Origin of the sequence: Ferruginibacter sp. (assembly GCF_049840995.1) — a bacterium.
Taxonomy (GTDB): Bacteria; Bacteroidota; Bacteroidia; order Chitinophagales; family Chitinophagaceae; genus Ferruginibacter.
Map to the genome: position 1 here is coordinate 933,316 of NZ_JASGIP010000003.1, position 21,336 is coordinate 954,651.

Below are 21,336 nucleotides of genomic sequence, written 5' to 3' on the forward strand. Positions count from 1 at the left end.
GAGATAAGAAGCGGAAATGTTGCGACAAAATGCCGCTATCGTTACAGGTCAACTATAAAGGAAGAGACGAAAAGGATCATTTTGCTGTTAAGGCAGCAATGGCATCGCGGTAGTGATCGCTTACAGGAAGTTCGGTAGTATCGATGAATACGCTTGTTTTGCGTACCGAAGTAATAAAGGCAATAGCAACAATATAGGATTTGTGAATGCGGATGAATTGCCTGGCGGGCAATTGTTCTTCAATGGTCTTCATAGGCATGCGGGTAACCACGGGCTTGGAAGAACTTTTTAAATGTATCTTGATGTAATCCTTCAATCCTTCTATGTACACAATGTCTGCAATGGTGATCTTTACAAGACTGTATTCCACGTTCACAAAAAAATATTCGGCAGGCGCCACATTTTCATTTTCTGTAGCAGCGCTTTTAAGCTCAAACAATTCTTTTGCTTTGTAACAGGCTTTTATAAAACGATCCAGCGCCACGGGTTTTACCAGGTAATCCACCACCGATAAATTAAAACCCTCCAGTGCATATTTTTCGTAGGCGGTTATCAGTATGAACATGGGCTTTACCGTCATGCTCTGTATCAGCTGCAGACCGGTAAGGCCGGGCATCTGTATATCTAAAAAAACAAGATCAACGGGTTGCTGTTCCATTACCTGCAATGCTTCCATCGCATTATCGCAGGCGGCCACCAGTTGCAGAAAAGGTACTTTGCTGATATTATCCTGCAATAATTCCAGCGCCAGCGGCTCATCATCTATGGCAATACAGCGTATCATCAGGTCAACTCAATTTGAAGTGATACATTAAAGGTACCATTATCCCCGTTGATGTTCAGCACATGCTTATCGTGGTACAGCAATTCCAAACGGCGCTGCACATTGGCCAAGCCAATACCGCTGGCCGAATCTTTTATTTCGGAAGAAGCGGCATCGTATTTATTTTTTACGGTAAAGTTCAACCGGTTGTTCAAAGCCTGCAGGCTGATATCGATCTGCGGCTGTTCTATCATGCCCGTGCCGTGCTTAAAAGCATTTTCCACGAAAGGGATCAGCAGCATGGGCTCAATTTCGTATTGTTTATCAGCAGGCGATATACTAACGTTCACGGTTAACTTCTTTCCAAAACGTTGTTGCTGCAGGTCGATATAACTTTGCAGGTACTCTGTTTCTTTTTCCAGCGACACTTTTTGTTCGCCTGTTTCGTACAGCATATAGCGCATTAAGGAAGATAATTTGATGAGTGAAGGCTCCAGCAGTTCGGATTGTTTACGTGCCAGCGCCACCATATTGTTCAGCACATTGAACATAAAATGCGGGCTTACCTGCGAACGCAGTAAGGCCAGCTCTGTTTTAAGATTCTCATTCTGCCGCTCCTTGTAAAGATTATCTGCTCTTATCCTGTCCTTAATAGTTTTATAGGCAATACTGCAGGCCAGTATAAAAAGAAATACAAAGGTTGAAAAAGGCAGGTGCATGCGGTAAGTAAATACCCTGCCCGGGAACTGGTATGTTTTTACCACAAAGAAGGACACCCCGGAAAAAATGGCAAAGCAGGCCAATACCGACAGCAGGTACAGCAAATATTTTTTACGGTAGAACAACTGCACCACCAGTATGGCGGCATTCAGGTAAAAAAAGCCAATCAGCAGCAGGTCGGTGGCACGGGCCGTAAAAAAATTAGCGGTGGCGCTGGCGGTTTGTTCCGTATGCTTATGTTCGTTGGGATCGTAAGAGGGGCGCAAAAGGTATGGCAATGAAAAAAGGAGCACCCATGCAGCAATATGCAGCAGCACCACCAGCCATTTCCTTGATCTTTTCATGCGGCTAAATTAGGCATTGCAGCAAACAATACACAAAATTGGCAGGTGAATGCGACGTAATGCCGTATTGCTGAGACGAAACAGCTTTTAATGAACACAAAAAAGAGGCGGCTTAAAGGCCACCTCTTATCATCAGTCTTTCATTTTTTTTATTTCAGGTCAAAACGATCCAGGTTCATCACCTTGGTCCAGGCAGCTGCAAAGTCTTTTACAAACTGTTGTTGCGCATCCGAGCTGGCGTATACTTCTGCGAGTGCACGCAATTCGGAATTAGAGCCAAACACCAGGTCCACACGGGTGGCAGTGCCTTTAACAGCGCCTGTTTTACGGTCGCGGCCTTCAAACACATCTTTAGCATCGCTTACAGCGGTCCATTTGGTATTGGCATCCAGCAGGCTCACTAAAAAGTCGTTGGTCAATGTGCCCGGGCGCTTGGTGAATACACCGTTCTGCGATTGATCGGCATTGGTACCCAGTGCACGCATACCCGCTACCAGCACCGTTAATTCAGGAGCTGTTAAGGTGAGCAATTGAGCTTTATCCAGCAACATTTCTTCGGTGGATACAGCGTACTTCGTTTTTACAAAATTGCGGAAGCCATCAGCCTTAGGTTCCAGCACTGCAAAAGATTCCACATCGGTCTGTTCCTGCGAAGCATCGGTGCGGCCGGGTGCAAATGCCACCTGTACCGGGCTGCCTGCAGCTTTTGCTGCCTGCTCTACTGCGGCTGTACCGCCCAATACGATCAAATCTGCTAGAGAAACCAGCTTGCCACCCGACTGTGCAGCGTTGAATTCTTTCTGGATATCGGTAAGTACCGAAAGTGCTTTGGCCAGTTGTGTAGGATTATTCACCTTCCAGTCTTTTTGCGGAGCCAGGCGAATGCGGGCGCCATTGGCACCGCCACGCTTATCCGAACCACGGAAAGTGGCTGCAGATGCCCATGCAGTAGATACGAGTTCAGAAACAGTTAAGCCCGAACCCAGCAATTTGCTTTTGAGCGCAGCAATATCTTTATCATCGATCAATGGATGTGTAACGGCCGGTACAGGATCCTGCCATATCAGTTCTTCTGTTGGTACTTCCTTACCCAGGTAGCGTACACGGGGGCCCATATCACGGTGCGTCAGTTTGAACCAGGCACGTGCAAAAGCATCTGCAAACTGGTCAGGATTTTCTAAAAAGCGGCGGGATATTTTTTCGTAATCGGGGTCCATCCTTAATGCCAGGTCGGTAGTAAGCATAAACGGAGCATGGCGTTTTGCAGGGTCATGTGCATCGAGCATCAGTCCTTCGCCGCCGCCATTCGCCGGCTTCCACTGGTGAGCGCCGGCCGGGCTTTTAGATAACTCCCACTCGTACCCGAAAAGGTTCTCAAAAAAGTTATTGCTCCATTTGGTAGGGGTGGTGGTCCAGGCGCCTTCCAGGCCGCTGGTAATGGTATGCAAGCCACTACCGGTTTCATAGCTGTTGGCCCAGCCCAGTCCCATTTCTTCAATACCGGCAGCAGCCGGTTCTTTAGCAACATATTTGCCCGGGTCGGCAGCGCCATGTGTTTTACCAAAGCTGTGCCCGCCGGCTATCAATGCCACGGTTTCTTCATCATTCATGGCCATACGGCCAAAAGTTTCGCGGATATCTTTTGCAGCCGCAACAGGGTCCGGCTTACCGTTAGGTCCTTCCGGGTTTACATATATCAACCCCATCTGCACAGCAGCCAGTGGGTTTTCCAGTTCACGGTCGCCGGTGTAGCGGTTATCGCCCAGCCATTCTTTTTCCGAACCCCAGTATACATCTTCCTGTGGTTCCCACACATCTTCGCGGCCCCCGCCAAAACCAAAGGTTTTAAAACCCATCGATTCCAGTGCACAGTTACCCGTTAGTATCATCAGGTCGGCCCAGGATAATTTTCTGCCGTATTTCTGTTTGATAGGCCATAATAATAAACGTGCTTTATCCAGGTTGGCATTATCAGGCCAGCTGTTCAATGGTGCAAAGCGCTGCATACCGGCGCCACCACCACCACGGCCATCCTGGATGCGGTAAGTGCCCGCACTGTGCCAAGCCATACGGATAAAGAAAGGCCCATAGTGCCCGTAATCAGCCGGCCACCAATCCTGCGAATCGGTCATCAGGTCAAAAAGATCTTTCTTCACTGCATCCAGGTCCAGCGATTTGAATTCTGTTGCATAATCAAATCCTTTATCCATTGGGTTGGATAAAGTAGAATGCTGGCGGAGAATATTCAGTTTTAACTGGTTGGGCCACCAGTCGCGGTTCCTGCTGCCATTGCCTGCCGATTGTTTGAAAGCGCCGCCATGAAAGGGGCATTTGCTTTCGCCATTACCATTTTGTGCTGTAGGGAGATTGTTATCCATATTGCAATTGTTTTTGTTTTATTATGTTGTGAGGGCGAATTTATAAACCAAATGCGCAATAGTATTATCTATTTAAATGATAAAGCTATAGTTTTTATCTATATGATAATAGAACTCATTATGGTCGCATGGTTGGTGCGGACACCAACCATGGAAGGAGTTTTTATCTACATGATGGCCGGGCCGTTCACAAGGCCGTGTTGTGGTCGGTGTCCCCACCGGCCATGTCCGCAATTGCTGCTATGGTTGATGTCCCAACCAACCATATCCCCTGTATCGGGCGCTATGGTTATATTTGCGCCGCAGCCAATTCATTTCAAAACAGCTGCCGTTTATTTTGAAGCAGTATAAAAATATCATTTTCGACCTGGGCAATGTGTTGCTGGATATTGATTACAATAAAACCGTGGCCGCATTTGAAGACCTGGGCTTTGCAAATTTTAAAAGTAACTATACACCGCTTAAAATGGATGTGGTTTTTGAACAGCTGGAAACCGGGCAGATAACCGGGGAGGAATTCTGCAGCCGTATCAAAGCCATCAGCAAAACACCGCTTACCGATCAGCAGATCACCGATGCCTGGAATGCACTGTTCTTAAGTTTCCGCCTGCCAAGCCTTGCCTATTTAGAGCAACTGGCCGGGCAATACCAGTTATACCTGTTCAGCAATACCAACAGCATTCACTATACCGCTTTTGAAAGCATGTTCATAAAAGATACGGGCAAAAAAAGCCTGGATGATTATTTTACCAAAGCGTATTATTCGCATTTGATCGGCCACCGAAAGCCCGAGGTGGCGGCATACAACTATGTAGTGCAGGATGCAGGGATAAAAGCGGAAGAGACCTTGTTTATTGACGACCTGCCCAATAATATTGAAGGTGCAAGGTTGGCAGGCTTAGGGGCACACCTGTTGCTCCCCCACGAAAGAATTGAAAACCTGGGACTTGCCTGATCATTTAACTTCTTCAAACTCAATATAATCATCGCTTTTAGGCTTGGGCGATGATGGCCTGTTGGCCGATGTATATTGATTGGCCTGTTGCTGGCGGCCGGCCTGCTCGTTCATGTGCTGCTGCATTTCGTTCACCTTCTGCTTTACCTGTTTGGTGGTGTGGTAAATGGGCACCAGGAAATCGAAAATGAATTTGTACAACAGGTAGAACAAAATCAGTTCAACTATTACTTTCATAACACAAAGTTATTGAACCCGCCCATTCGGGGCTGTTAAATTTTTTAAAGGCGGCCCGGCTTTACAGGTGGTGCCCCGGCCTTACCAGTGATCATAATAGATATCCTTTGGCAATTCAAGTAGTATTACCTATCTTTGTACCGGACAATGACGCAAATGAAGGGAACGGAGACCGTTCCCTTCTTCTTTTACCATGACAGCGGATACTCAGATACAAACTATAGAAAGGCTTATTGAACCTTTGCTGGTGGATGATATTTTTTTAGTGTCTATCAAAATAAAACCCACCAATAATTTTAAGATATACCTGGATGCAGACGGCGGATTGGGCATTGAAAAATGTATCAAGATCAACCGGGCACTGTATAAAGCCATGGAAGAAACGGGCATGTACCCCGATGGTGATTTTTCGCTGGAGGTATCCAGCCCGGGCATAGACGAACCTTTGAAATTGCTGCGCCAGTATAAAAAGAATATCGGCAGAAGCGTGGAAGTGGTAACCAACGACGAGGTAAAAAAAGAAGGATTGCTGAAGGAAGTAACGGATGATACCATTACAATTGAGTACACCGAAGGCAAAGGAAAAAAAGCGGTGGTGCAGCAACTCAGCATCCCTTTTGCAAGTATAAAACAAACTAAAGTTCTTATAAAATTCTAATTACAATAACAAAACCCCATACCGGCTGGGATATAAAAGTGCGCCGGCGAGGATTATGGCAAGTATTAACTTAATCGACTCATTTCAGGAGTTTAAAGATGCAGAAAACATTGATCGTCCAACGTTGATGAAAGTAATGGAAGATGTGTTTAAAACACTGATACGAAAAAAGTATGGCAGTGATGAGTGTTTTGATGTTATCGTAAATGACCAGAAAGGTGATTTGGAAATTTTCCGTCGCCGTACCATCGTGGATGACGACGATCTGTATAATACCCTTACCGAGATTGAATATAAAGACGCTATTAAAATAGAGCCGGATTACCAGGTGGGTGAAGAGCTGTACGAGGAAGTGGACATTCAGAAAGAGTTTGGCCGCCGTGCAATTTTAGCCGGCAAGCAAACCCTGGCAGCCCGTATCAACGATTTAAAGAAGAACATACTGGTTAAAAAATACGAAGACCGTGTGGGTGATATCGTGAGCGGCGAGGTATACCAGGTATGGAAAAAAGAAGTGCTGTTACTGGATGAGGAAGGCAATGAAATGCTACTGCCCAAATCGGAACAGATACCAAGCGATTACTTTAAAAAAGGCGAGACCGTAAGAGGGGTGGTAAAAAAAGTGGAGCTGAAGAATAACCAGGCGGTGATCATCATTTCAAGAACCAGTCCTTCCTTCCTGGAAAAATTACTGGAAATAGAAGTACCGGAAATATTTGATGGCTTGATCGTAGTGAAGAAGATTGTACGTGACCCGGGAGAAAGGGCGAAAGTGGCCGTAGAAAGTTACGACGACAGGATCGATCCGGTGGGCGCCTGTGTGGGTATGAAAGGTAGCCGTATACATGGTATTGTAAGGGAATTGAAAAACGAGAATATTGACGTTATTAACTGGACCGCCAACACGCAGTTGTTGATACAGCGTTCGTTAACGCCGGCCAAAATAACCAATATGGATGTGGATATGGAAGGCAAACACGCCAATGTGTACTTAAAACCCGACCAGGTATCCCTGGCCATTGGCCGCAGGGGCGTAAATATTAAACTGGCCTGCGAACTGACCGGTTTTGAAATAGATGTATTCCGCGATAACGAGGGCGAAGAAGAAGAATTTGATATTGACCTGGATGAATTTACCGATGAGATTGAACCATGGGTAATTGAAGCCTTGAAAAAAGTGGGATGCGATACCGGCCGTGCAGTGCTGGCCCTTAGCCCCGAAGAACTGGAAAGAAGGACCGACCTGGAAAAAGTAACTATTGAAGAAGTAAGAAGGATATTAAAAGAAGAATTCAGTAAAGAATAATTAGTTGATGGTTCATAGTTGGTAGTTCATAGTGAAATTATTTTAACGGTATGTTTAAATAAAAAGCATACTGTTGTTATCCATGAACTATATGCCATGAACCATGAACAAATGAACTAAAAAGTAGCATAAAACAAACGAATGTCAGAAGTAAATACACCAAGGTTGATGGCTGCGGCCAAAGAATTTAACATAGGTACGTCTACCCTGGTAGATTTTCTTGTGTCCAAAGGATTCAGCAGCGATGAACTGAAACCCACTTCCAAACTATCGGAATCTATGTACCGTGTGTTGCAGTCGGAGTTTCAGCAGGATAAAGCAGCCAAACAAAAAGCAGAACAGGTAGAATTATCAAAAGGATCTTCGGAACTGAAAAAGAAAAAAGACGAAGAAGATCTGTCTATAAAAAAGAAGGAAGCGGCAAAAGCCAAAGAGGAAAAACCCGCTGAACCTGTAAAACCGGCGGAACCGGAAGTGGTGGTGGCAGAGAAAAAAGAAGAGCCTGCAAAAACAGAAGTAACCAAGATAGATGCACCGGAAATAGAAGCGCCCAAGGTACTGGACAAGATAGACCTGGATGCCATCGACTCTTCAACAAGGCCTAAAAAAGCAGCCGCCAAGAAAAAAGAAGCAGAAGCACCGGCCGAGGAACCCAAACCCGCCGAAGTTAAAAAAGGAAAGAAACCTGCTGCAGAAGTGGAAAAGGAATTACCACCGGTAACTCCGCCTACTACTCCACCGGTTGTTGAGGCGCCGGAAGAAAACCTGCCTCCTGTAATTGAAAATATACAGGCCGATAAACTCACGGGTCCAAAGATCCTGGGTAAAATTCAACTGCCTGTTGATAATGATACCAGGCCCAAGAGAGATACGGATGATAAGCGCAAGCGCAAACGCATCCCGATCGAGAAAAAAGGCGGTCAACCCCAACAGGGTGGCGGCCACCATGGCAACAACCAGCAAGGTGGTGGACAACAACGTCCGCACCACGGTGGTGGCCAGCAGGGCCAGGGTAATAACCAGGGCAACTTCCAGAACAGGAGGCCGCAGCAAGGCGGTGGCCATGGTAATAACCAGCAGGGTGGCGGAAGATTCAACCGCGGAAATGCAGGCGCATCGCAGGGTGGCCGCAGGGAAGAAAAAGTAATTGACGCAAAAGAAATACAGGATAAACTGAGAGAGACCCAGGCTAAACTGGCCGGGGCAGGTGGCAGAGGCAAGAGCCTGAAAGCGAAATACCGTAAAGCAAAAAGGGATGAACAGGCCGAACAAAGCGGCGGTGCAGAAGAAAGCAACAAGCTGCAGGTAACCGAATTTATTTCGGTGAGCGAACTGGCCAACTTAATGGATGTGAGCTTTGCAGATGTTATCAGCAAATGTATGAGCCTGGGCATCATGGTGTCTATCAACCAGCGCCTGGAGGCCGACGTTATTGAACTGGTGGCCAGCGAATTTGGATACGATGTGGAATTTATAGGTGTGGATGATGCAGCAGAACTGGAAGCGGAAGAAGAAGAAGACAATGAAGAAGACCTGCAGCCAAGGGCGCCTATTGTTACCATCATGGGTCACGTAGATCATGGTAAAACATCGCTGCTCGATTATATCCGCAATACCAATGTAATTGCCGGTGAGGCCGGTGGTATCACCCAGCATATTGGTGCTTACGAGGTAACATTGCCTAATGGCCGTGCCATTACCTTCCTTGATACACCGGGTCACGAAGCGTTTACCGCTATGAGGGCCCGTGGTGCTAAAGTTACCGATATTGCTGTAATTGTGGTGGCTGCCGATGATGCGGTGATGCCGCAAACCAAGGAAGCCATTTCGCATGCGCAGGCTGCCAATGTACCGATGATATTTGCCATCAACAAAGTAGATAAGGACGGTGCCAATCCCGAAAAGATAAAGGAACAGCTGGCCTCTATGAATATACTGGTGGAAAGCTGGGGTGGTAAATACCAAAGCCAGGAGATCAGTGCAAGAAAAGGCCTGAACATTGACCTGTTGCTGGAAAAAATATTACTGGAAACAGATATACTGGAACTGAAGGCCAATCCTGAAAAAGGCGCCAACGGAACCGTGATAGAAGCATCGCTGGATAAGGGCCGCGGTTATGTAGCCACTATACTGGTACAGAACGGAACCCTGCACCAGGGCGATATGATCGTGTCGGGCCAGAACTTTGGTAAAGTAAAAGCCATGTACAACGAGCGTAACCAGCGCATAGATGTAGCGCCACCCTCCACACCGGTATTGATACTGGGCTTGAACGGTGCGCCGCAGGCGGGTGAAACCTTTAAAGTATTTGCCGATGAAGCCGATGCAAGGGAAACAGCCTACAAACGTGGCCAGATATTACGTGAACAGGGTATGCGTGCCAAGAAGCATATTACGCTGGATGAGATCGGTCGCCGTTTGGCACTGGGCAACTTTAAAGAACTGAACGTGATCATCAAGGGTGATGTGGACGGTTCGGTGGAAGCATTGAGCGACAGCTTACAGAAATTAAGTACCGAAGAGATTGTAGTACGTGTGATACATAAAGCCGTGGGTGCCATCAGCGAAAGCGATGTTACACTGGCCAACGCATCCGATGCCATCATTATTGGTTTTAACGTACGTCCATCTATACAGGCAGCACGCCTGGCCGAGAACGAAGCGATACAGATCAAGCTGTACTCCATCATTTACAACGCCATCGAAGAGATCAAAAGTGCGATGGAAGGTATGCTGGAACCTACGGTGGAAGAAAAGATACTGGCCAACGTGGAGATCAGGGAAACCTACCGTTTCGACAAAGCAACCGTTGCCGGCTGTTTTGTATTGGATGGTAAAATTGCCCGTAACAACCGCATCCGCCTGGTAAGGGATGGTATTGTGATCTTTACCGGCGAACTGCAGAGCCTGAAACGCTTCCGCGATGATGCCAAAGAAGTTACCAGCAGCATGGAGTGCGGTTTAACCATTAAAAATTATAACGATATTAAAGTAGGCGATATAGTAGAAGCCTTTGAAGAAGTGGAAGTGAAGAGAACGCTGTAATAATAAGCCTCAGGGGGAATAGCCACAAGGGATACATATTTCCTTGCAGCTGCTCCCCTTGCCGCTTGTAGCTTGCAGCTCTTCCCCTTGCAGCTTCCTGAAACATTTGTTAAATAATATTTTAAAGGAGCCCGTTCTTAAAAGGCTCCTTACTTTTGAATATAACTCACCAGGATGAAAAAAAATTACTTACTCAACCTTATTGCAATGCTGATTGTTGGCACGGCCATGGCCCAGCCACCGGTGGCAACGCAAACCAAAAAGGTAATAGCCGATAAGATCATTGCTGTTGTTGGAGATAAGATCGTTTTAAAAAGCGATATCGAGAACAGCCTGGCCGATATGCAGCGCCAGGGCGTGGAAATACCCGAAAATGCCGCCTGCCTTACGCTGGAACAGGCCATGGGTATTAAAGCACTGGTATTACAGGCCGAAAAAGACTCTCTGCCCGTTACGGATGAAGATATTGAAACTGATATCGACAACCGTATCCGCAATTACATCAACCAGTTTGGTTCTACATCCGAGCTGGAGCGTATTGCAGGCAAATCGGTGTACCAGTTAAAAGAAGATTTTAAAGAAGGCATCCGCGATCAGAAATTATCGCAGGCCATGCGTAATAAAGTGGTGCAGGATATCCGCATCACGCCTAAAGAAGTGCAGGAATACTTCAACAAAATACCTACCGACAGTTTGTTCTTATACGAAAGTGAAGTGGAGATAGGCCAGATCGTTATCTTTCCCAAAGCCAGCCGCGATGCGGAAGAATATGCTTTTCAACAGTTGAAAGAATACAAGGACCTGATAGAAAGTGGTAAAAAAGATTTTTGTACCATCGCCAATAATTACACCGAAGACCCGGGCAGTAAAGACAAATGCGGCCAGTACGAGATCAACCGCAGCCAGAAGAACCTGGACCCCACCTGGTTATCCAAAGCATTTTCATTAAAAGAAGGACAGATATCCACCCCGTTCAAAACAAAATTCGGGTATCATATTTTGCAAATGGTGAGCCGCTCCGGCGACGATGCTATTGTAAGGCATATACTTAAAGTACCACAGGTAACCAAGATCGAGATCAAAGAAACCCAGGAAAGACTGGATTCTGTACGGTCTAAATTAATTGCGGGCACTATGTCGTTTGGCGAGGCAGTATCTAAATACAGTAATGATGATGCCAGCAAGTTTACTGCGGGTATGCTGCAGGGAAGGGATGGTAGTTTTTTAACCATCGACCAGCTGGATAAGGATATGGTGGTAATGCTGAAAGACCTGAAAGTGGGCCAGTACTCACAACCTGTTGAGTACACCGACGAAACCGGTAAAAAAGGCGTGCGTATCGTTTATCTTAAAACCAAAACAGAGCCGCACCGCGAAAACATGAAGGATGATTATAACAGGATATCTCAAAGGGCGCTGGAAGAAAAAAGAAACGATGCACTGGATGCCTGGTTCATTAAAAAGATCCCTACTTATTTTATAATGGTAGACGATGAATTTAAAAGTTGCCCCGAAATGCAGAAATGGGTGGCTGGTTCCAACACCGCTTCAAATAAATAAATAACCGCATTCAATTATACAGGCGTTCCCGCATTAAGTTGCGGGAACGCTTTATTTTTGTGATAGTCTTTGCTGCGCAAAGAAGGGTTGGCCACGGATTACACGGATTTTCACTGATTTAAATGCATCTCATCCATGTATTTCCGTGTAATCCGTGGCTAAAAATGTGTTTGCCGCAGGCAAATACTAAAATAAAATTCAGTAACGCATCATCCGCGGCTCCGAAAAAATATTTCGGACAGTCGGGTAAAAATTAGTGTACATGATAGAAAAAAAACAATTATTCAATAAAGAAGAACGGGCCATACTGGTGGGGCTGGTATATAAAGAGCAGACGGAGATACAGGTAAACGAATACCTGGACGAGCTGGCATTTTTGTCCGAAACAGCCGGGGCCACTGCAGTAAAACGCTTTACCCAAAAGCTGCCCCACCCCGATAGCAAAACCTTTGTGGGCAAGGGCAAGCTGGAAGAGATCAAACAATTTATCGCATTAAAGGGCGATATCAACATCGTGATATTTGATGATGAACTTACCGGCTCGCAGATACAGAATATAGAAAAAGAACTGGGTGTAAAAACCATTGACCGCAGCGACCTGATACTGGATATATTTGCCGGCCGTGCCAAAACCGCCCAGGCCAAAACGCAGGTGGAGCTGGCACAGTACCAATACATATTACCCAGGCTAAAGGGTATGTGGAAGCACCTGGAACGCCAGGGGGGCGGTGTGGGTACCAGGGGCCCCGGCGAAACGGAGATAGAAACCGACCGTCGTATTGTAAAAGATAAGATAGGCTTATTACGTAAACGGCTGGCCGAAATAGACAAGCAATCTTTTACACAGCGAAAAGATCGTGGCGAATTTATCCGCGTAGCGCTGGTGGGCTATACCAACGTAGGTAAATCTACCTTAATGAACCTGCTGAGCAAAAGCGAAGTATTTGCCGAAAACAAACTGTTTGCCACGCTGGATACCACCACCCGCAAAGTAGTGTTTGAGCAAACGCCTTTTTTACTGAGCGATACCGTAGGTTTTATACGCAAGCTGCCGCACCACCTGGTAGAAAGTTTTAAAAGTACGCTGGATGAAGTACGCGAAGCCGATGTGCTGCTGCACGTGGTGGATATATCGCACCCGCAGTACGAGGAGCAGCTGAACGTGGTAAACCGTACCCTGGCCGAGCTGAAGGTGGAAGAAAAACCCACCATTACCATTTTTAATAAAATGGATAAATACGAGGCCGAAACCTTTGACCAGTGGCTGGAAGAAGACGTAAAAAAAGAAATACTGAACGACCTGAAGCAACGCTGGCAAACCGAAACCAAGGGCAACTGTGTATTTGTATCGGCCCTTGAGCGTACCAATATTGATAACCTGCGCCAAACCATTTTAAACGGCGTGCGGGATGCGTACCGGGTGCGGTATCCTTACAAAGTAGAATTCTTTTATTGAAATGAAGCCACGGATTACACGAATTTTCACTGATTAAAACGCATATCTATCTGTGTAAATCCGTGTAATCCGTGGCAAAACAATTGGCCTTCAGGCCAATCACTCACTGTGGATACAAACAAAAAATACACCTGGCACAAAATTGCCGACAGCATTGCCGAGATCGATTTTTCGGCCAGCGGCCTTGCCATGCTGCAGGTACCGGGCAAAACCATTTGCGTGGCCCGGCACAACGACCAGTTATTTGCCTGCACCCAAAAATGCCCCCATGCCGGCGGCATTATGGCCGATGGGTATATTGATGCCCTGGGCAATATTGTGTGCCCGCTGCACCGCTACAAATTCAGCCTGCAAAATGGCCGCAATACCAGTGGCGAGGGCTATTACCTTAAAACCTACCCGGTAGAAATAAGGGAAAATGGTGTTTTTGTAGGCCTGCCCGAAAATAACCTGTTTGGCTGGCTGAAATAGTTGCCAATATTTTTTTTACAAAACCTAAAATGCCTTACTTTTGCCGTCCCTAAAAAAGGGAAATTCCTCCTTAGCTCAGTTGGTTAGAGCATCTGACTGTTAATCAGAGGGTCGCTGGTTCAAGTCCAGCAGGGGGAGCGGAAAGGTCAACAGAGATGTTGGCCTTTTTTGTTTTAAATCTGAAGCCGAGTTGAACTTGTCGATCTGTCTTTTGTAGTCTTCGAGGTTGTAGTGGCCTTGCTTTGCTTTATTTTCTATTTGATAGGGTAACTTTAACTTGTCTCCTTTTACAAATAACCCTGTTATCTCACTATATTGTTTTCGATAACGTACTTTTTCATAAGCAATATAAAACTGGTCTTTTTTAATTATTTCAAAAATCGCAGGAATAATTGCTTTAAAATCGTTATCCGAAGAAAAAGTCAAGTCATCAAGAAAAGTTGTAAAAACCAGACCATTTTCTTTTGATAATACATTTAATTTATTGCTGGTTTCCTTAAAAACAAGATTTGCAATAACAGGTGAGGTGGAAGCACCCTGCGGAAGGGAGCCCTTAAAGGTAGTGAGTTGCGTAAGTATCCGGGCAACAGTATGTGAAAAACCATTGCTGCAAAACATAGTATTTACCTGGTGATGACTAATATTTGGAAAGAATTTTTTTAGATCAACAGAAAAAAAATACTGTTTGTTTAAATGCTCTTTAGCATTCTGTATATTATTTTTTCCTTTCACAGAACCGTACATATAACCTGGCAAAAAAATAGTATCAAGCAACAATCTAATACGGTTCTGCAATACTTTTAAACTATGGTCTGGAACTAGTAGATCTCTGTATTTTATATTTCCAAAATGATCCCGCTGAAAATCGCCAAATTTTGTTTTAGGCTGCTTAACGAAAGTATAATGACCAGACAGGTTTGAGATAATGCACCTAAGATCATTTTCGGGCACTTTCAGGAATGAATATAAATTAGGTAGACTTTTGATCATAAAAAAAACCAGGTTTTAGAACATGGCTTTGATGCTTTCCGAAATTAAACTTACCAGCAATTGAGGATTCAGTAACCTGGTCCATCTTTTTCTCCTGGAAGTTTTCATTTCCTTAGGACGATACTTTATCCTGATTGTTACTTCATCAAATGCAGCATGATCATCGTTTTTTAATTCTAGATAAAACTTTGATTGTACGTCTCTGATAATTCTGCGCCTTTTTTGGCTGCTTTTCATAATAAAATGATTGAAGTGTTTTTTGACAATATTGTCCCCGTACCAATATTGTTTACCCATACTTTGTGCTTTACAAAAAAACTTTACTACCTGGTTTTTTAAGTTTTCCGACCCCCGGACGGTTGATAGTGGAATGTGTAACTGAATACACTTTAATAACTGGGTGCAATTATCAGAAATCAAAGAGCTATCGAAAATTAATTCTAATTTGAGATATTAGCAATAGGGTAGCCTAATTGTGCGAATGGTGTGAATAATAACAATCAAAAAGCATTATAATAAATGAAAAGAAGAATTTTATCTAAATATTCTCTATGCACGCCTTATGGCCTGACTGAGTGTAAGACTATAAGGCGTGCTTCTGCCTTTGGCGGAAGCAACCGGAGCACATTTTTAAAACCACAAAGGCACAGAGAAAACATAGATGAATACTTACATAAATCGTGTACAGCATTGCGTAACAATATTTACCCAGCCCCGATGTCTGTTAATTTTACAATTTTGTTCAATCCGCCCCTTCACATTAGCCTAACACCCTACAATTAAAAACAAACACTATCTTTGCGGCAGTTTTGCTATTGAATACAAACTATTAATCAGCAACACAGCAACCTATACAACTTCAGTACAATGTAATTTTTAGATCAAATACCGATTAATGAGAGGCAGATGGCTGCCGCTTTAATTTTTCATTCTAAAAATTATATTATGTCTATATCAAAAAAATACGGAAGGACATTTCATTACCCCTTTTCTCCGGGTACCAGCAGCGACGACAGGATCAATTACGATTATTGGCAGCACATCAGTGCCCTGCAAACCGTACTGCATACCGAAAAGCTGGATGGCGAAAATAACTGCCTCAGCAGGCACGGTGTGTTTGCAAGGTCGCATGCGGCACCTACCACTTCGCCCTGGACAAGACAGCTAAGGGAAAGATGGGCCCTTTTAAAAAACGACCTGGGAGATTACGAGATCTTTGGCGAAAACCTGTATGCCATTCACTCTATACAATACCCGCTTATCAACGAACACTATTATGTGTTTGCCATAAGGGAGCTGGATAAATGGCTATCGTGGGATGAAACAATATTTATCGCTGCTATGTTCGACCTGCCAACAGTGCCTGTAATAGAAAAAGCAACAGATCTAACGGATCAGAAAAATTTCGAAAGCAAGCTATTGTCGCTGGTAAAAGAAGAAAGCGTGTTCGGATCGATAGATGTACAAACAGGCAAGGCCTGCAGCAGGGAGGGTATTGTTACCCGCAACCTGCAGCAGTACAGCGTGGATGACTTTGAAAAAAATGTGTTTAAATATGTACGTAGGGGACATGTAAAAACAGACGAACACTGGACGAGGAACTGGAAGCGGGCACCATTAAAATTTGAGAGCGATGTGGACACTGGTAAAAGATAAAAACTGGGAGCAATTAAAAAAACTAAGCTGGGTAAACGATATGTACGGTGTGCCGCAAAGCCCCGTGTACCATGCCGAAGGTGATGTGGCCATACATACACAAATGGTGTTGGCTGCGCTGCAAAATATGGAAGAATACGCAGCACTGGATGCACAGCAGCAGGAGATAGTATGGGCAGCAGCGCTGATGCATGATATTGAAAAGCGATCCACCACTGTTACGGATGAAGCTGGTAACATCGTATCGCCGGGGCATGCCAAAAAAGGAGCAGCCACCACCCGGCAGATACTGTACAGGGATTTTGATACACCTTTTGCTATAAGAGAGCAGGTGGTGGCGCTGGTGCGCTATCATGGCCTGCCCCTATGGCTGTTTGAAAAAACCGACCCGGTAAAGGCATTGCTGAAGGCAAGCCTGGAAGTGAATATTAGTTTGCTTGCAATGCTTGCAAAAGCAGATGTGCTGGGAAGGATATGTGCAGATGGTGATGAGCTGCTGTATAAGATTGGCCTGTTTAAAGAACTGGCGCAGGAAAACGATTGCTGGGATAAACCCAAACAGTTTGCCAGCAATGTTTCAAAATTCCAGTACTTCCGGAAAGAGGGCAGGCACCCGGATATGGAAAGCTTTGACGATACCACTACCGAAGTGATCATCATGTCGGGCATTGCGGGCAGCGGTAAGGATCATTACCTTAAAAAGCATCATCCCACACTGCCGGTAATATCGCTGGATGACCTGCGGCGCAAGGCAAAGATCGGTTATGGCGACACGAAAGGCAATGGCCGTGTGATACAGGCCGCTAAAGAACAGGCAAAGGATTACCTGCGCAGGCGCATACCCTTTGCATGGAATGCCACCAATATTACCCTGCAGATGCGGGAACAACTGGCAGACCTTATAGAGCCGTACAAAGCAAGGATAACCATTGTGTATACTGAAACCAACTATGCAAAACTTGCTGCACAAAATAAAGGCAGGGAGTTTATGATACCGCAGCATGCGGTGGAAAAGATGATCGACAAACTGGAAGTGCCCAAACTATGGGAAGCAATGGAAGTAAAGTATGTGATACATTAAACAAAGGCACCGCAATGTTGCGGTGCCTTTTAATTTCTTTGCCGAAGTACAACAAACGGCACATTACATGGTCAGACCGGGGGGTCAGACCATGTAATGCGATGCTGCCACAGGCGGAAGCAGCCATACCTGCACTAATAAAACAACATAGGCACATACCCACACACACGCCTACCCCATTTAATAAGACATAGCTAAGGGCAGCCAACAGTCTTTAACGGCTTCCACCGAAGTAAGTACGGGGATGGTACGGGGATGGTACGGGGATGCTACGGGGTTACTACGGAGTTGCTATAGAGTTGCTATAGAGTTGCTACGGGTATGCTACGGGGTTACTATAGAGTTGCTACGGAGATGGTATAAGGATGCTACTGAGTTGGTACCGGTATGTTGCACCGTTGATATAAAGATGCCCCCGGCTTGTAACCTGGTGCGCCGGCTTTTGGGCCGTGGCTGCGGAGTTTTTAACCCCGGCGCTAATGGTTGTACACTAATCCCGGCGAGGTGCTGCCCTAAGCACCGCCAGGTTACAAGGTGGGGAGGGGGCCAGGATAAGGGTGTTAGACATACACGAAAGGTTAATTGATAATGAATAATTGATAATGATTAAAGGTTTTAGAGGATAGTAACGTAAGCTTTGTGCACCCCCGTGCCCTGGTGCCTTTGTGGTTACTCTACCTCAAAGCGCTGCTGGGCCGATTTGGTGATGATGATCTTACCATCCCCGTAAGTAATATCAATAGTGTGGCCGGCCTTAAAGCCACTATCGTGCAGCCACTTGCCGCAAAGCTGTATGATGGGGAAAAAGGTACAGGGCCTGTGTTGCCTATCGAAGGCTTTGTTGCATACGGTCATCCGTCGTGTTTTTGAAGGGGTAAGCATAAGTAGGTGTTTATGCAGCAAAGCACCGGCACCCTGCCGATGTATGCTACTGGTATACCCTGTATTTAACGGGCTGGTATCTGGTAATTTACAGGTATATTGCCGTGGATATTTTGTATTTTGCTATTTGTAAAAAATTATAATTTTCTATGACCCACGATAACGCCACCACCAGCCGTACCATACACGAAGGCCGCAACATAAAACGCTTTAGAGAAATGCTGGGCATAAAGCAGGATGCACTTGCCATAGAACTGGGCGACGACTGGAACCAGCAAAAAATATCCCTACTGGAGCAAAAGCAAACCATAGATGCACCGCTTCTGAAGCAAATATCTGCCGCATTAAAAATACCGGTGGAGGCGATACAGAATTTTGATGAGGAACAGGCTATAAATGTTATCTCCAACACGATTAACAATAATGATAACGCTACAATGACAAATCCGTCGGTGTTTAATTATCAACCTTCATTCAACCCTATTGATAAGATGATTGAATTGTATGAACGTATGTTGCAATCACAGAGGGAAATGATAGAGAAGTTGGAGAGGTTGATTGAGGGGAAATAGGATTTGGGTGTGTCTTTACAGATTGGATACCTAAAGTGAATAAATTAAAAAATTGTTTGTTGTTTTTAAATAGCACATTATAGCGTAAATATACTTGTTGGCAGCAATAAACCTAGACTGTGAGCAAATATCACACATTATTAAATATTTTAGACAGACTACGAAGTGAGACTACAACTTTGCATACCGCAAAGTATAATCCTTCACCAGAAGATATAGAAGGTACAAATCAAGCAAGGGCTAGAGCCTTTATTCATCTTTACCTCAAGGTTAGTTTTGGAATTCTGGATTTCAATTCAAGGGAATACTTCGTCACAGATGGAACAAACGATGGTGGAATTGACGGCTACTATATCAATACAGATAATAAAACAATTAGTTTCCTACAATCTAAGTTCAGAACAACTGAAAAGAATTTCGAGAGTAAAAAAATACAGTTGGAAGAAATTCTCGTAATGGATATTAATCGAATTCTAGAGGGAGAAGAAAATGATGAAAATGGTAATGCATATAACGGAAAAATTAAGCAACTAATAAGGGATATTAGAAAGATAGATGATATAGCAAGATATAAGTACCAAGTAGTTTTGTTAGCTAATCTAGACGGAGTATCACAGACAAAACTTAGATATTTAAGTGGGGGTTATCCAATTCAGGTGATAGATTATGAGAATTGTTATGAAAAATTAGTTTTCCCGGTAATTTCTGGAACTTATTTTAATGCGACAGACCTAAAGATTTTTATTGACCTGAGCAATAAGAATGCTGGAAGTAAAATTAGTTACACAGTACAAACAAAGAGTAGTCAATGTGAAATTACAGTTCTTTTTGTTCCTACCCTTGAAGTTGCTAAGATTCTCTATAAGTACAAAAACTCAATTTTGAAATTCAATCCCAGAAGCTATTTGGACTTCGAAGGACAAAAAGTAAATAATTCAATTCGAGAAACTATTCTAAAAAGCTCAACGAATGAATTTGCGTTGTATAATAATGGAATAACAATGCTCTCCGACGAAACATATATAAACGAAAAAATTGGGCAGAAGAATAAAGCTCAACTCTCTGTTAAAAACCCCCAAATAATTAATGGAGGACAGACATCGTTTACATTAAGTAGAATTTTGGAAGAAAATATTGATGGCAATTTTGAACAAGTATTTGAAGGAAAAGAGGTGTTATTAAAAATCATTACCCTTATAGATAATAACGGCACTTCATCTAATCATTTACGGAAATTACAATTAATTGATGACATCTCAACCGCAACCAACCAACAAACTCCAGTAATTACTGCCGATAGGTTTTCAAATGAACATATTCATATTGGGCTTCAAAAGATATTATTCGAAAGATATGGAGTACTTTATGAACGGAAAAGGGGGGAATTTGGGGATGGAATATTCAATCATTATGTAAAGCAAGACCAAGTTATCGAGAGAAATCTATTTTTCAGACTTTATTATGCTGCTAATGGAAATTTAAACAAAAGTGTAGAAAAGAAGCTATTCCTAAAACAGGATTTTACAGAAAAAACACTATCAGAACTTGATAAACTTGATAACTTTTATTTTGCATACTTATGTTTCAAAAAACTATACAAGGCAAAGAATAATTTTCAGAAAGTTGAAAAAAATATTTATGGGCAACTGTTTGTTATGACCCTTAAATACAAACCCGCTAAGCCTAATAGTTATTGGGCAGTTATTAATGACAAAATAACTGACTTTAAGATTGAATGGGAAGAGTTTATTAAGCAAGTAAGTTTGATAAGCAAAAGCCACAAAAGAACATATATTGACAAAGACACTCAAAAGCCAGTTTCTTTTTTTAGTGAGACAAAGTGGTATCGTAGCATTTTGTTTGAACAAGATGTGATTAATTACTTTGTTCACAAGGGAAAAATCGAAGAGCATAATATTACTGTTGAAGATAAGTCTGCTAAACTCAGAGATTTCCAAAAGTCTGATTTATCGAAAGAGAATGCCGAGATAAACCATCAGAGAAATAAAGAAAGACTATCCAGGGCACAAGATTTTATCTCCAAACTCCAAACTGAAATTTCAGAATTAGACAAAAAAATAAACTCTTCTCCTTCTGAAAATCATAAACAAATGCTACTGAAATGGAAGGCTGAAAAGAGTGAAAAATTGATTGAAATAGAAATTGCAGTAGAAAGATATAAAAGCTGGATTCAAGAAGATGTAGAAAGACTTGCGAATTTTGTTGACCCTCCTAAATAAATTACTGCTGCCAATAGTGGGG

General features: G+C 43.9%; 17 protein-coding genes and 1 tRNA gene. 12 read left to right on the top strand and 6 right to left on the bottom strand.

Features of this window, described 5'->3' with window-relative positions; translation table 11 throughout:
• Positions 1–76 precede the first annotated feature (76 nt).
• From QM738_RS05715 to katG, 3 genes are all read right to left on the bottom strand, one after another.
• The gene (locus QM738_RS05715) at positions 77–784 is read right to left on the bottom strand and encodes a LytR/AlgR family response regulator transcription factor (RefSeq protein ID WP_462275717.1); all 708 of its coding nucleotides are present in this window, start codon (positions 782–784) and stop codon (positions 77–79) included.
• Positions 784–1,827 (bottom strand): sensor histidine kinase, encoded by a 1,044-nt coding sequence (locus QM738_RS05720; protein WP_462275718.1) that lies wholly within the window; start codon positions 1,825–1,827, stop codon positions 784–786. Before QM738_RS05720 ends, QM738_RS05715 begins: the two co-directional genes overlap by 1 nt.
• Before the next feature lie 149 nt (positions 1,828–1,976).
• On the bottom strand, positions 1,977–4,205 hold the full coding sequence (gene katG / locus QM738_RS05725) for a catalase/peroxidase HPI (RefSeq protein ID WP_462275719.1): 2,229 nt from the start codon (positions 4,203–4,205) through the stop codon (positions 1,977–1,979).
• A 337-nt stretch (positions 4,206–4,542) separates the two neighbouring features.
• On the opposite strand from katG, the gene QM738_RS05730 reads away from it, so the two are divergent.
• Entirely contained in the window at positions 4,543–5,160 is a 618-nt protein-coding gene (locus QM738_RS05730; RefSeq protein ID WP_462275720.1) for an HAD family hydrolase, read from the top strand.
• Here the strand turns inward: QM738_RS05730 and QM738_RS05735 are convergent, their stop codons facing one another.
• A complete protein-coding gene (locus QM738_RS05735) occupies positions 5,161–5,397 on the bottom strand; it encodes a hypothetical protein (protein ID WP_462275721.1) in 237 nt (78 codons plus the stop codon).
• A 193-nt stretch (positions 5,398–5,590) separates the two neighbouring features.
• On the opposite strand from QM738_RS05735, the gene QM738_RS05740 reads away from it, so the two are divergent.
• The 7 genes from QM738_RS05740 (at position 5,591) to QM738_RS05770 (ending at position 14,031) form a co-directional block, all read left to right on the top strand.
• Positions 5,591–6,055 (top strand): ribosome maturation factor, encoded by a 465-nt coding sequence (locus QM738_RS05740; RefSeq protein ID WP_462275722.1) that lies wholly within the window; start codon positions 5,591–5,593, stop codon positions 6,053–6,055.
• Between the two features lie 55 nt (positions 6,056–6,110).
• Positions 6,111–7,361, top strand: coding sequence for a transcription termination factor NusA (gene nusA / locus QM738_RS05745; protein ID WP_462275723.1), 1,251 nt, complete (start codon positions 6,111–6,113; stop codon positions 7,359–7,361).
• Between the two features lie 141 nt (positions 7,362–7,502).
• Complete coding sequence (gene infB, locus QM738_RS05750; RefSeq protein ID WP_462275724.1) at positions 7,503–10,406, top strand: translation initiation factor IF-2; 2,904 nt, start codon at positions 7,503–7,505, stop codon at positions 10,404–10,406.
• 174 nt (positions 10,407–10,580) lie between these two features.
• On the top strand, positions 10,581–11,966 hold the full coding sequence (locus tag QM738_RS05755) for a peptidylprolyl isomerase (RefSeq protein WP_462275725.1): 1,386 nt from the start codon (positions 10,581–10,583) through the stop codon (positions 11,964–11,966).
• 262 nt (positions 11,967–12,228) lie between these two features.
• The gene (gene hflX / locus QM738_RS05760; protein ID WP_462275726.1) at positions 12,229–13,422 is read left to right on the top strand and encodes a GTPase HflX; all 1,194 of its coding nucleotides are present in this window, start codon (positions 12,229–12,231) and stop codon (positions 13,420–13,422) included.
• Positions 13,423–13,530: 108 nt separating this feature from the next.
• On the top strand, positions 13,531–13,893 hold the full coding sequence (locus tag QM738_RS05765) for a Rieske (2Fe-2S) protein (protein ID WP_462275727.1): 363 nt from the start codon (positions 13,531–13,533) through the stop codon (positions 13,891–13,893).
• 64 nt (positions 13,894–13,957) lie between these two features.
• A tRNA-Asn gene (locus QM738_RS05770) sits at positions 13,958–14,031 on the top strand.
• On the opposite strand, the gene QM738_RS05775 is transcribed toward QM738_RS05770, so the two are convergent.
• A complete protein-coding gene (locus QM738_RS05775) occupies positions 13,993–14,883 on the bottom strand; it encodes a reverse transcriptase family protein (RefSeq protein WP_462276700.1) in 891 nt (296 codons plus the stop codon). The two genes, QM738_RS05770 and QM738_RS05775, sit on opposite strands and share 39 nt — an antisense overlap.
• 945 nt (positions 14,884–15,828) lie before the next feature.
• Here QM738_RS05775 and QM738_RS05780 point away from each other — a divergent pair.
• Both QM738_RS05780 and QM738_RS05785 read left to right on the top strand, forming a co-directional pair.
• On the top strand, positions 15,829–16,539 hold the full coding sequence (locus QM738_RS05780) for an RNA ligase family protein (protein ID WP_462275728.1): 711 nt from the start codon (positions 15,829–15,831) through the stop codon (positions 16,537–16,539).
• The gene (locus QM738_RS05785) at positions 16,517–17,620 is read left to right on the top strand and encodes an AAA family ATPase (protein ID WP_462276701.1); all 1,104 of its coding nucleotides are present in this window, start codon (positions 16,517–16,519) and stop codon (positions 17,618–17,620) included. The genes QM738_RS05780 and QM738_RS05785 overlap by 23 nt, the downstream gene beginning before the upstream one ends.
• A 669-nt stretch (positions 17,621–18,289) precedes the next feature.
• Here QM738_RS05785 and QM738_RS05790 read toward each other — a convergent pair.
• Entirely contained in the window at positions 18,290–18,502 is a 213-nt protein-coding gene (locus tag QM738_RS05790) for a SymE family type I addiction module toxin (RefSeq protein ID WP_462275729.1), read from the bottom strand.
• A 149-nt stretch (positions 18,503–18,651) separates the two neighbouring features.
• Between QM738_RS05790 and QM738_RS05795 the strand changes: the two genes are divergently transcribed.
• Both QM738_RS05795 and QM738_RS05800 read left to right on the top strand, forming a co-directional pair.
• Positions 18,652–19,074: a helix-turn-helix transcriptional regulator gene (locus QM738_RS05795; RefSeq protein ID WP_462275730.1), complete on the top strand. Its 423-nt coding sequence runs from the start codon at positions 18,652–18,654 to the stop codon at positions 19,072–19,074.
• 119 nt (positions 19,075–19,193) lie between these two features.
• The gene (locus QM738_RS05800) at positions 19,194–21,314 is read left to right on the top strand and encodes an AIPR family protein (protein WP_462275731.1); all 2,121 of its coding nucleotides are present in this window, start codon (positions 19,194–19,196) and stop codon (positions 21,312–21,314) included.
• Positions 21,315–21,336: the final 22 nt, after the last annotated feature.

Excerpts from the sequence above, each read along its gene's own strand:
- QM738_RS05735 (WP_462275721.1), bottom strand. The coding sequence starts at position 5,397 with ATGAAAGTAATAGTTGAACTGATTTTGTTCTACCTGTTGTACAAATTC.
- hflX (WP_462275726.1), top strand. The coding sequence starts at position 12,229 with ATGATAGAAAAAAAACAATTATTCAATAAAGAAGAACGGGCCATACTG.
- QM738_RS05785 (WP_462276701.1), top strand. The coding sequence starts at position 16,517 with ATGTGGACACTGGTAAAAGATAAAAACTGGGAGCAATTAAAAAAACTA.
- QM738_RS05780 (WP_462275728.1), top strand. The coding sequence starts at position 15,829 with ATGTCTATATCAAAAAAATACGGAAGGACATTTCATTACCCCTTTTCT.
- nusA (WP_462275723.1), top strand. The coding sequence starts at position 6,111 with ATGGCAAGTATTAACTTAATCGACTCATTTCAGGAGTTTAAAGATGCA.
- QM738_RS05755 (WP_462275725.1), top strand. The coding sequence starts at position 10,581 with ATGAAAAAAAATTACTTACTCAACCTTATTGCAATGCTGATTGTTGGC.
- QM738_RS05715 (WP_462275717.1), bottom strand. The coding sequence starts at position 784 with ATGATACGCTGTATTGCCATAGATGATGAGCCGCTGGCGCTGGAATTA.
- QM738_RS05790 (WP_462275729.1), bottom strand. The coding sequence starts at position 18,502 with ATGCTTACCCCTTCAAAAACACGACGGATGACCGTATGCAACAAAGCC.
- QM738_RS05795 (WP_462275730.1), top strand. The coding sequence starts at position 18,652 with ATGACCCACGATAACGCCACCACCAGCCGTACCATACACGAAGGCCGC.
- infB (WP_462275724.1), top strand. The coding sequence starts at position 7,503 with ATGTCAGAAGTAAATACACCAAGGTTGATGGCTGCGGCCAAAGAATTT.
- QM738_RS05720 (WP_462275718.1), bottom strand. The coding sequence starts at position 1,827 with ATGAAAAGATCAAGGAAATGGCTGGTGGTGCTGCTGCATATTGCTGCA.
- katG (WP_462275719.1), bottom strand. The coding sequence starts at position 4,205 with ATGGATAACAATCTCCCTACAGCACAAAATGGTAATGGCGAAAGCAAA.
- QM738_RS05740 (WP_462275722.1), top strand. The coding sequence starts at position 5,591 with ATGACAGCGGATACTCAGATACAAACTATAGAAAGGCTTATTGAACCT.
- QM738_RS05775 (WP_462276700.1), bottom strand. The coding sequence starts at position 14,883 with ATGATCAAAAGTCTACCTAATTTATATTCATTCCTGAAAGTGCCCGAA.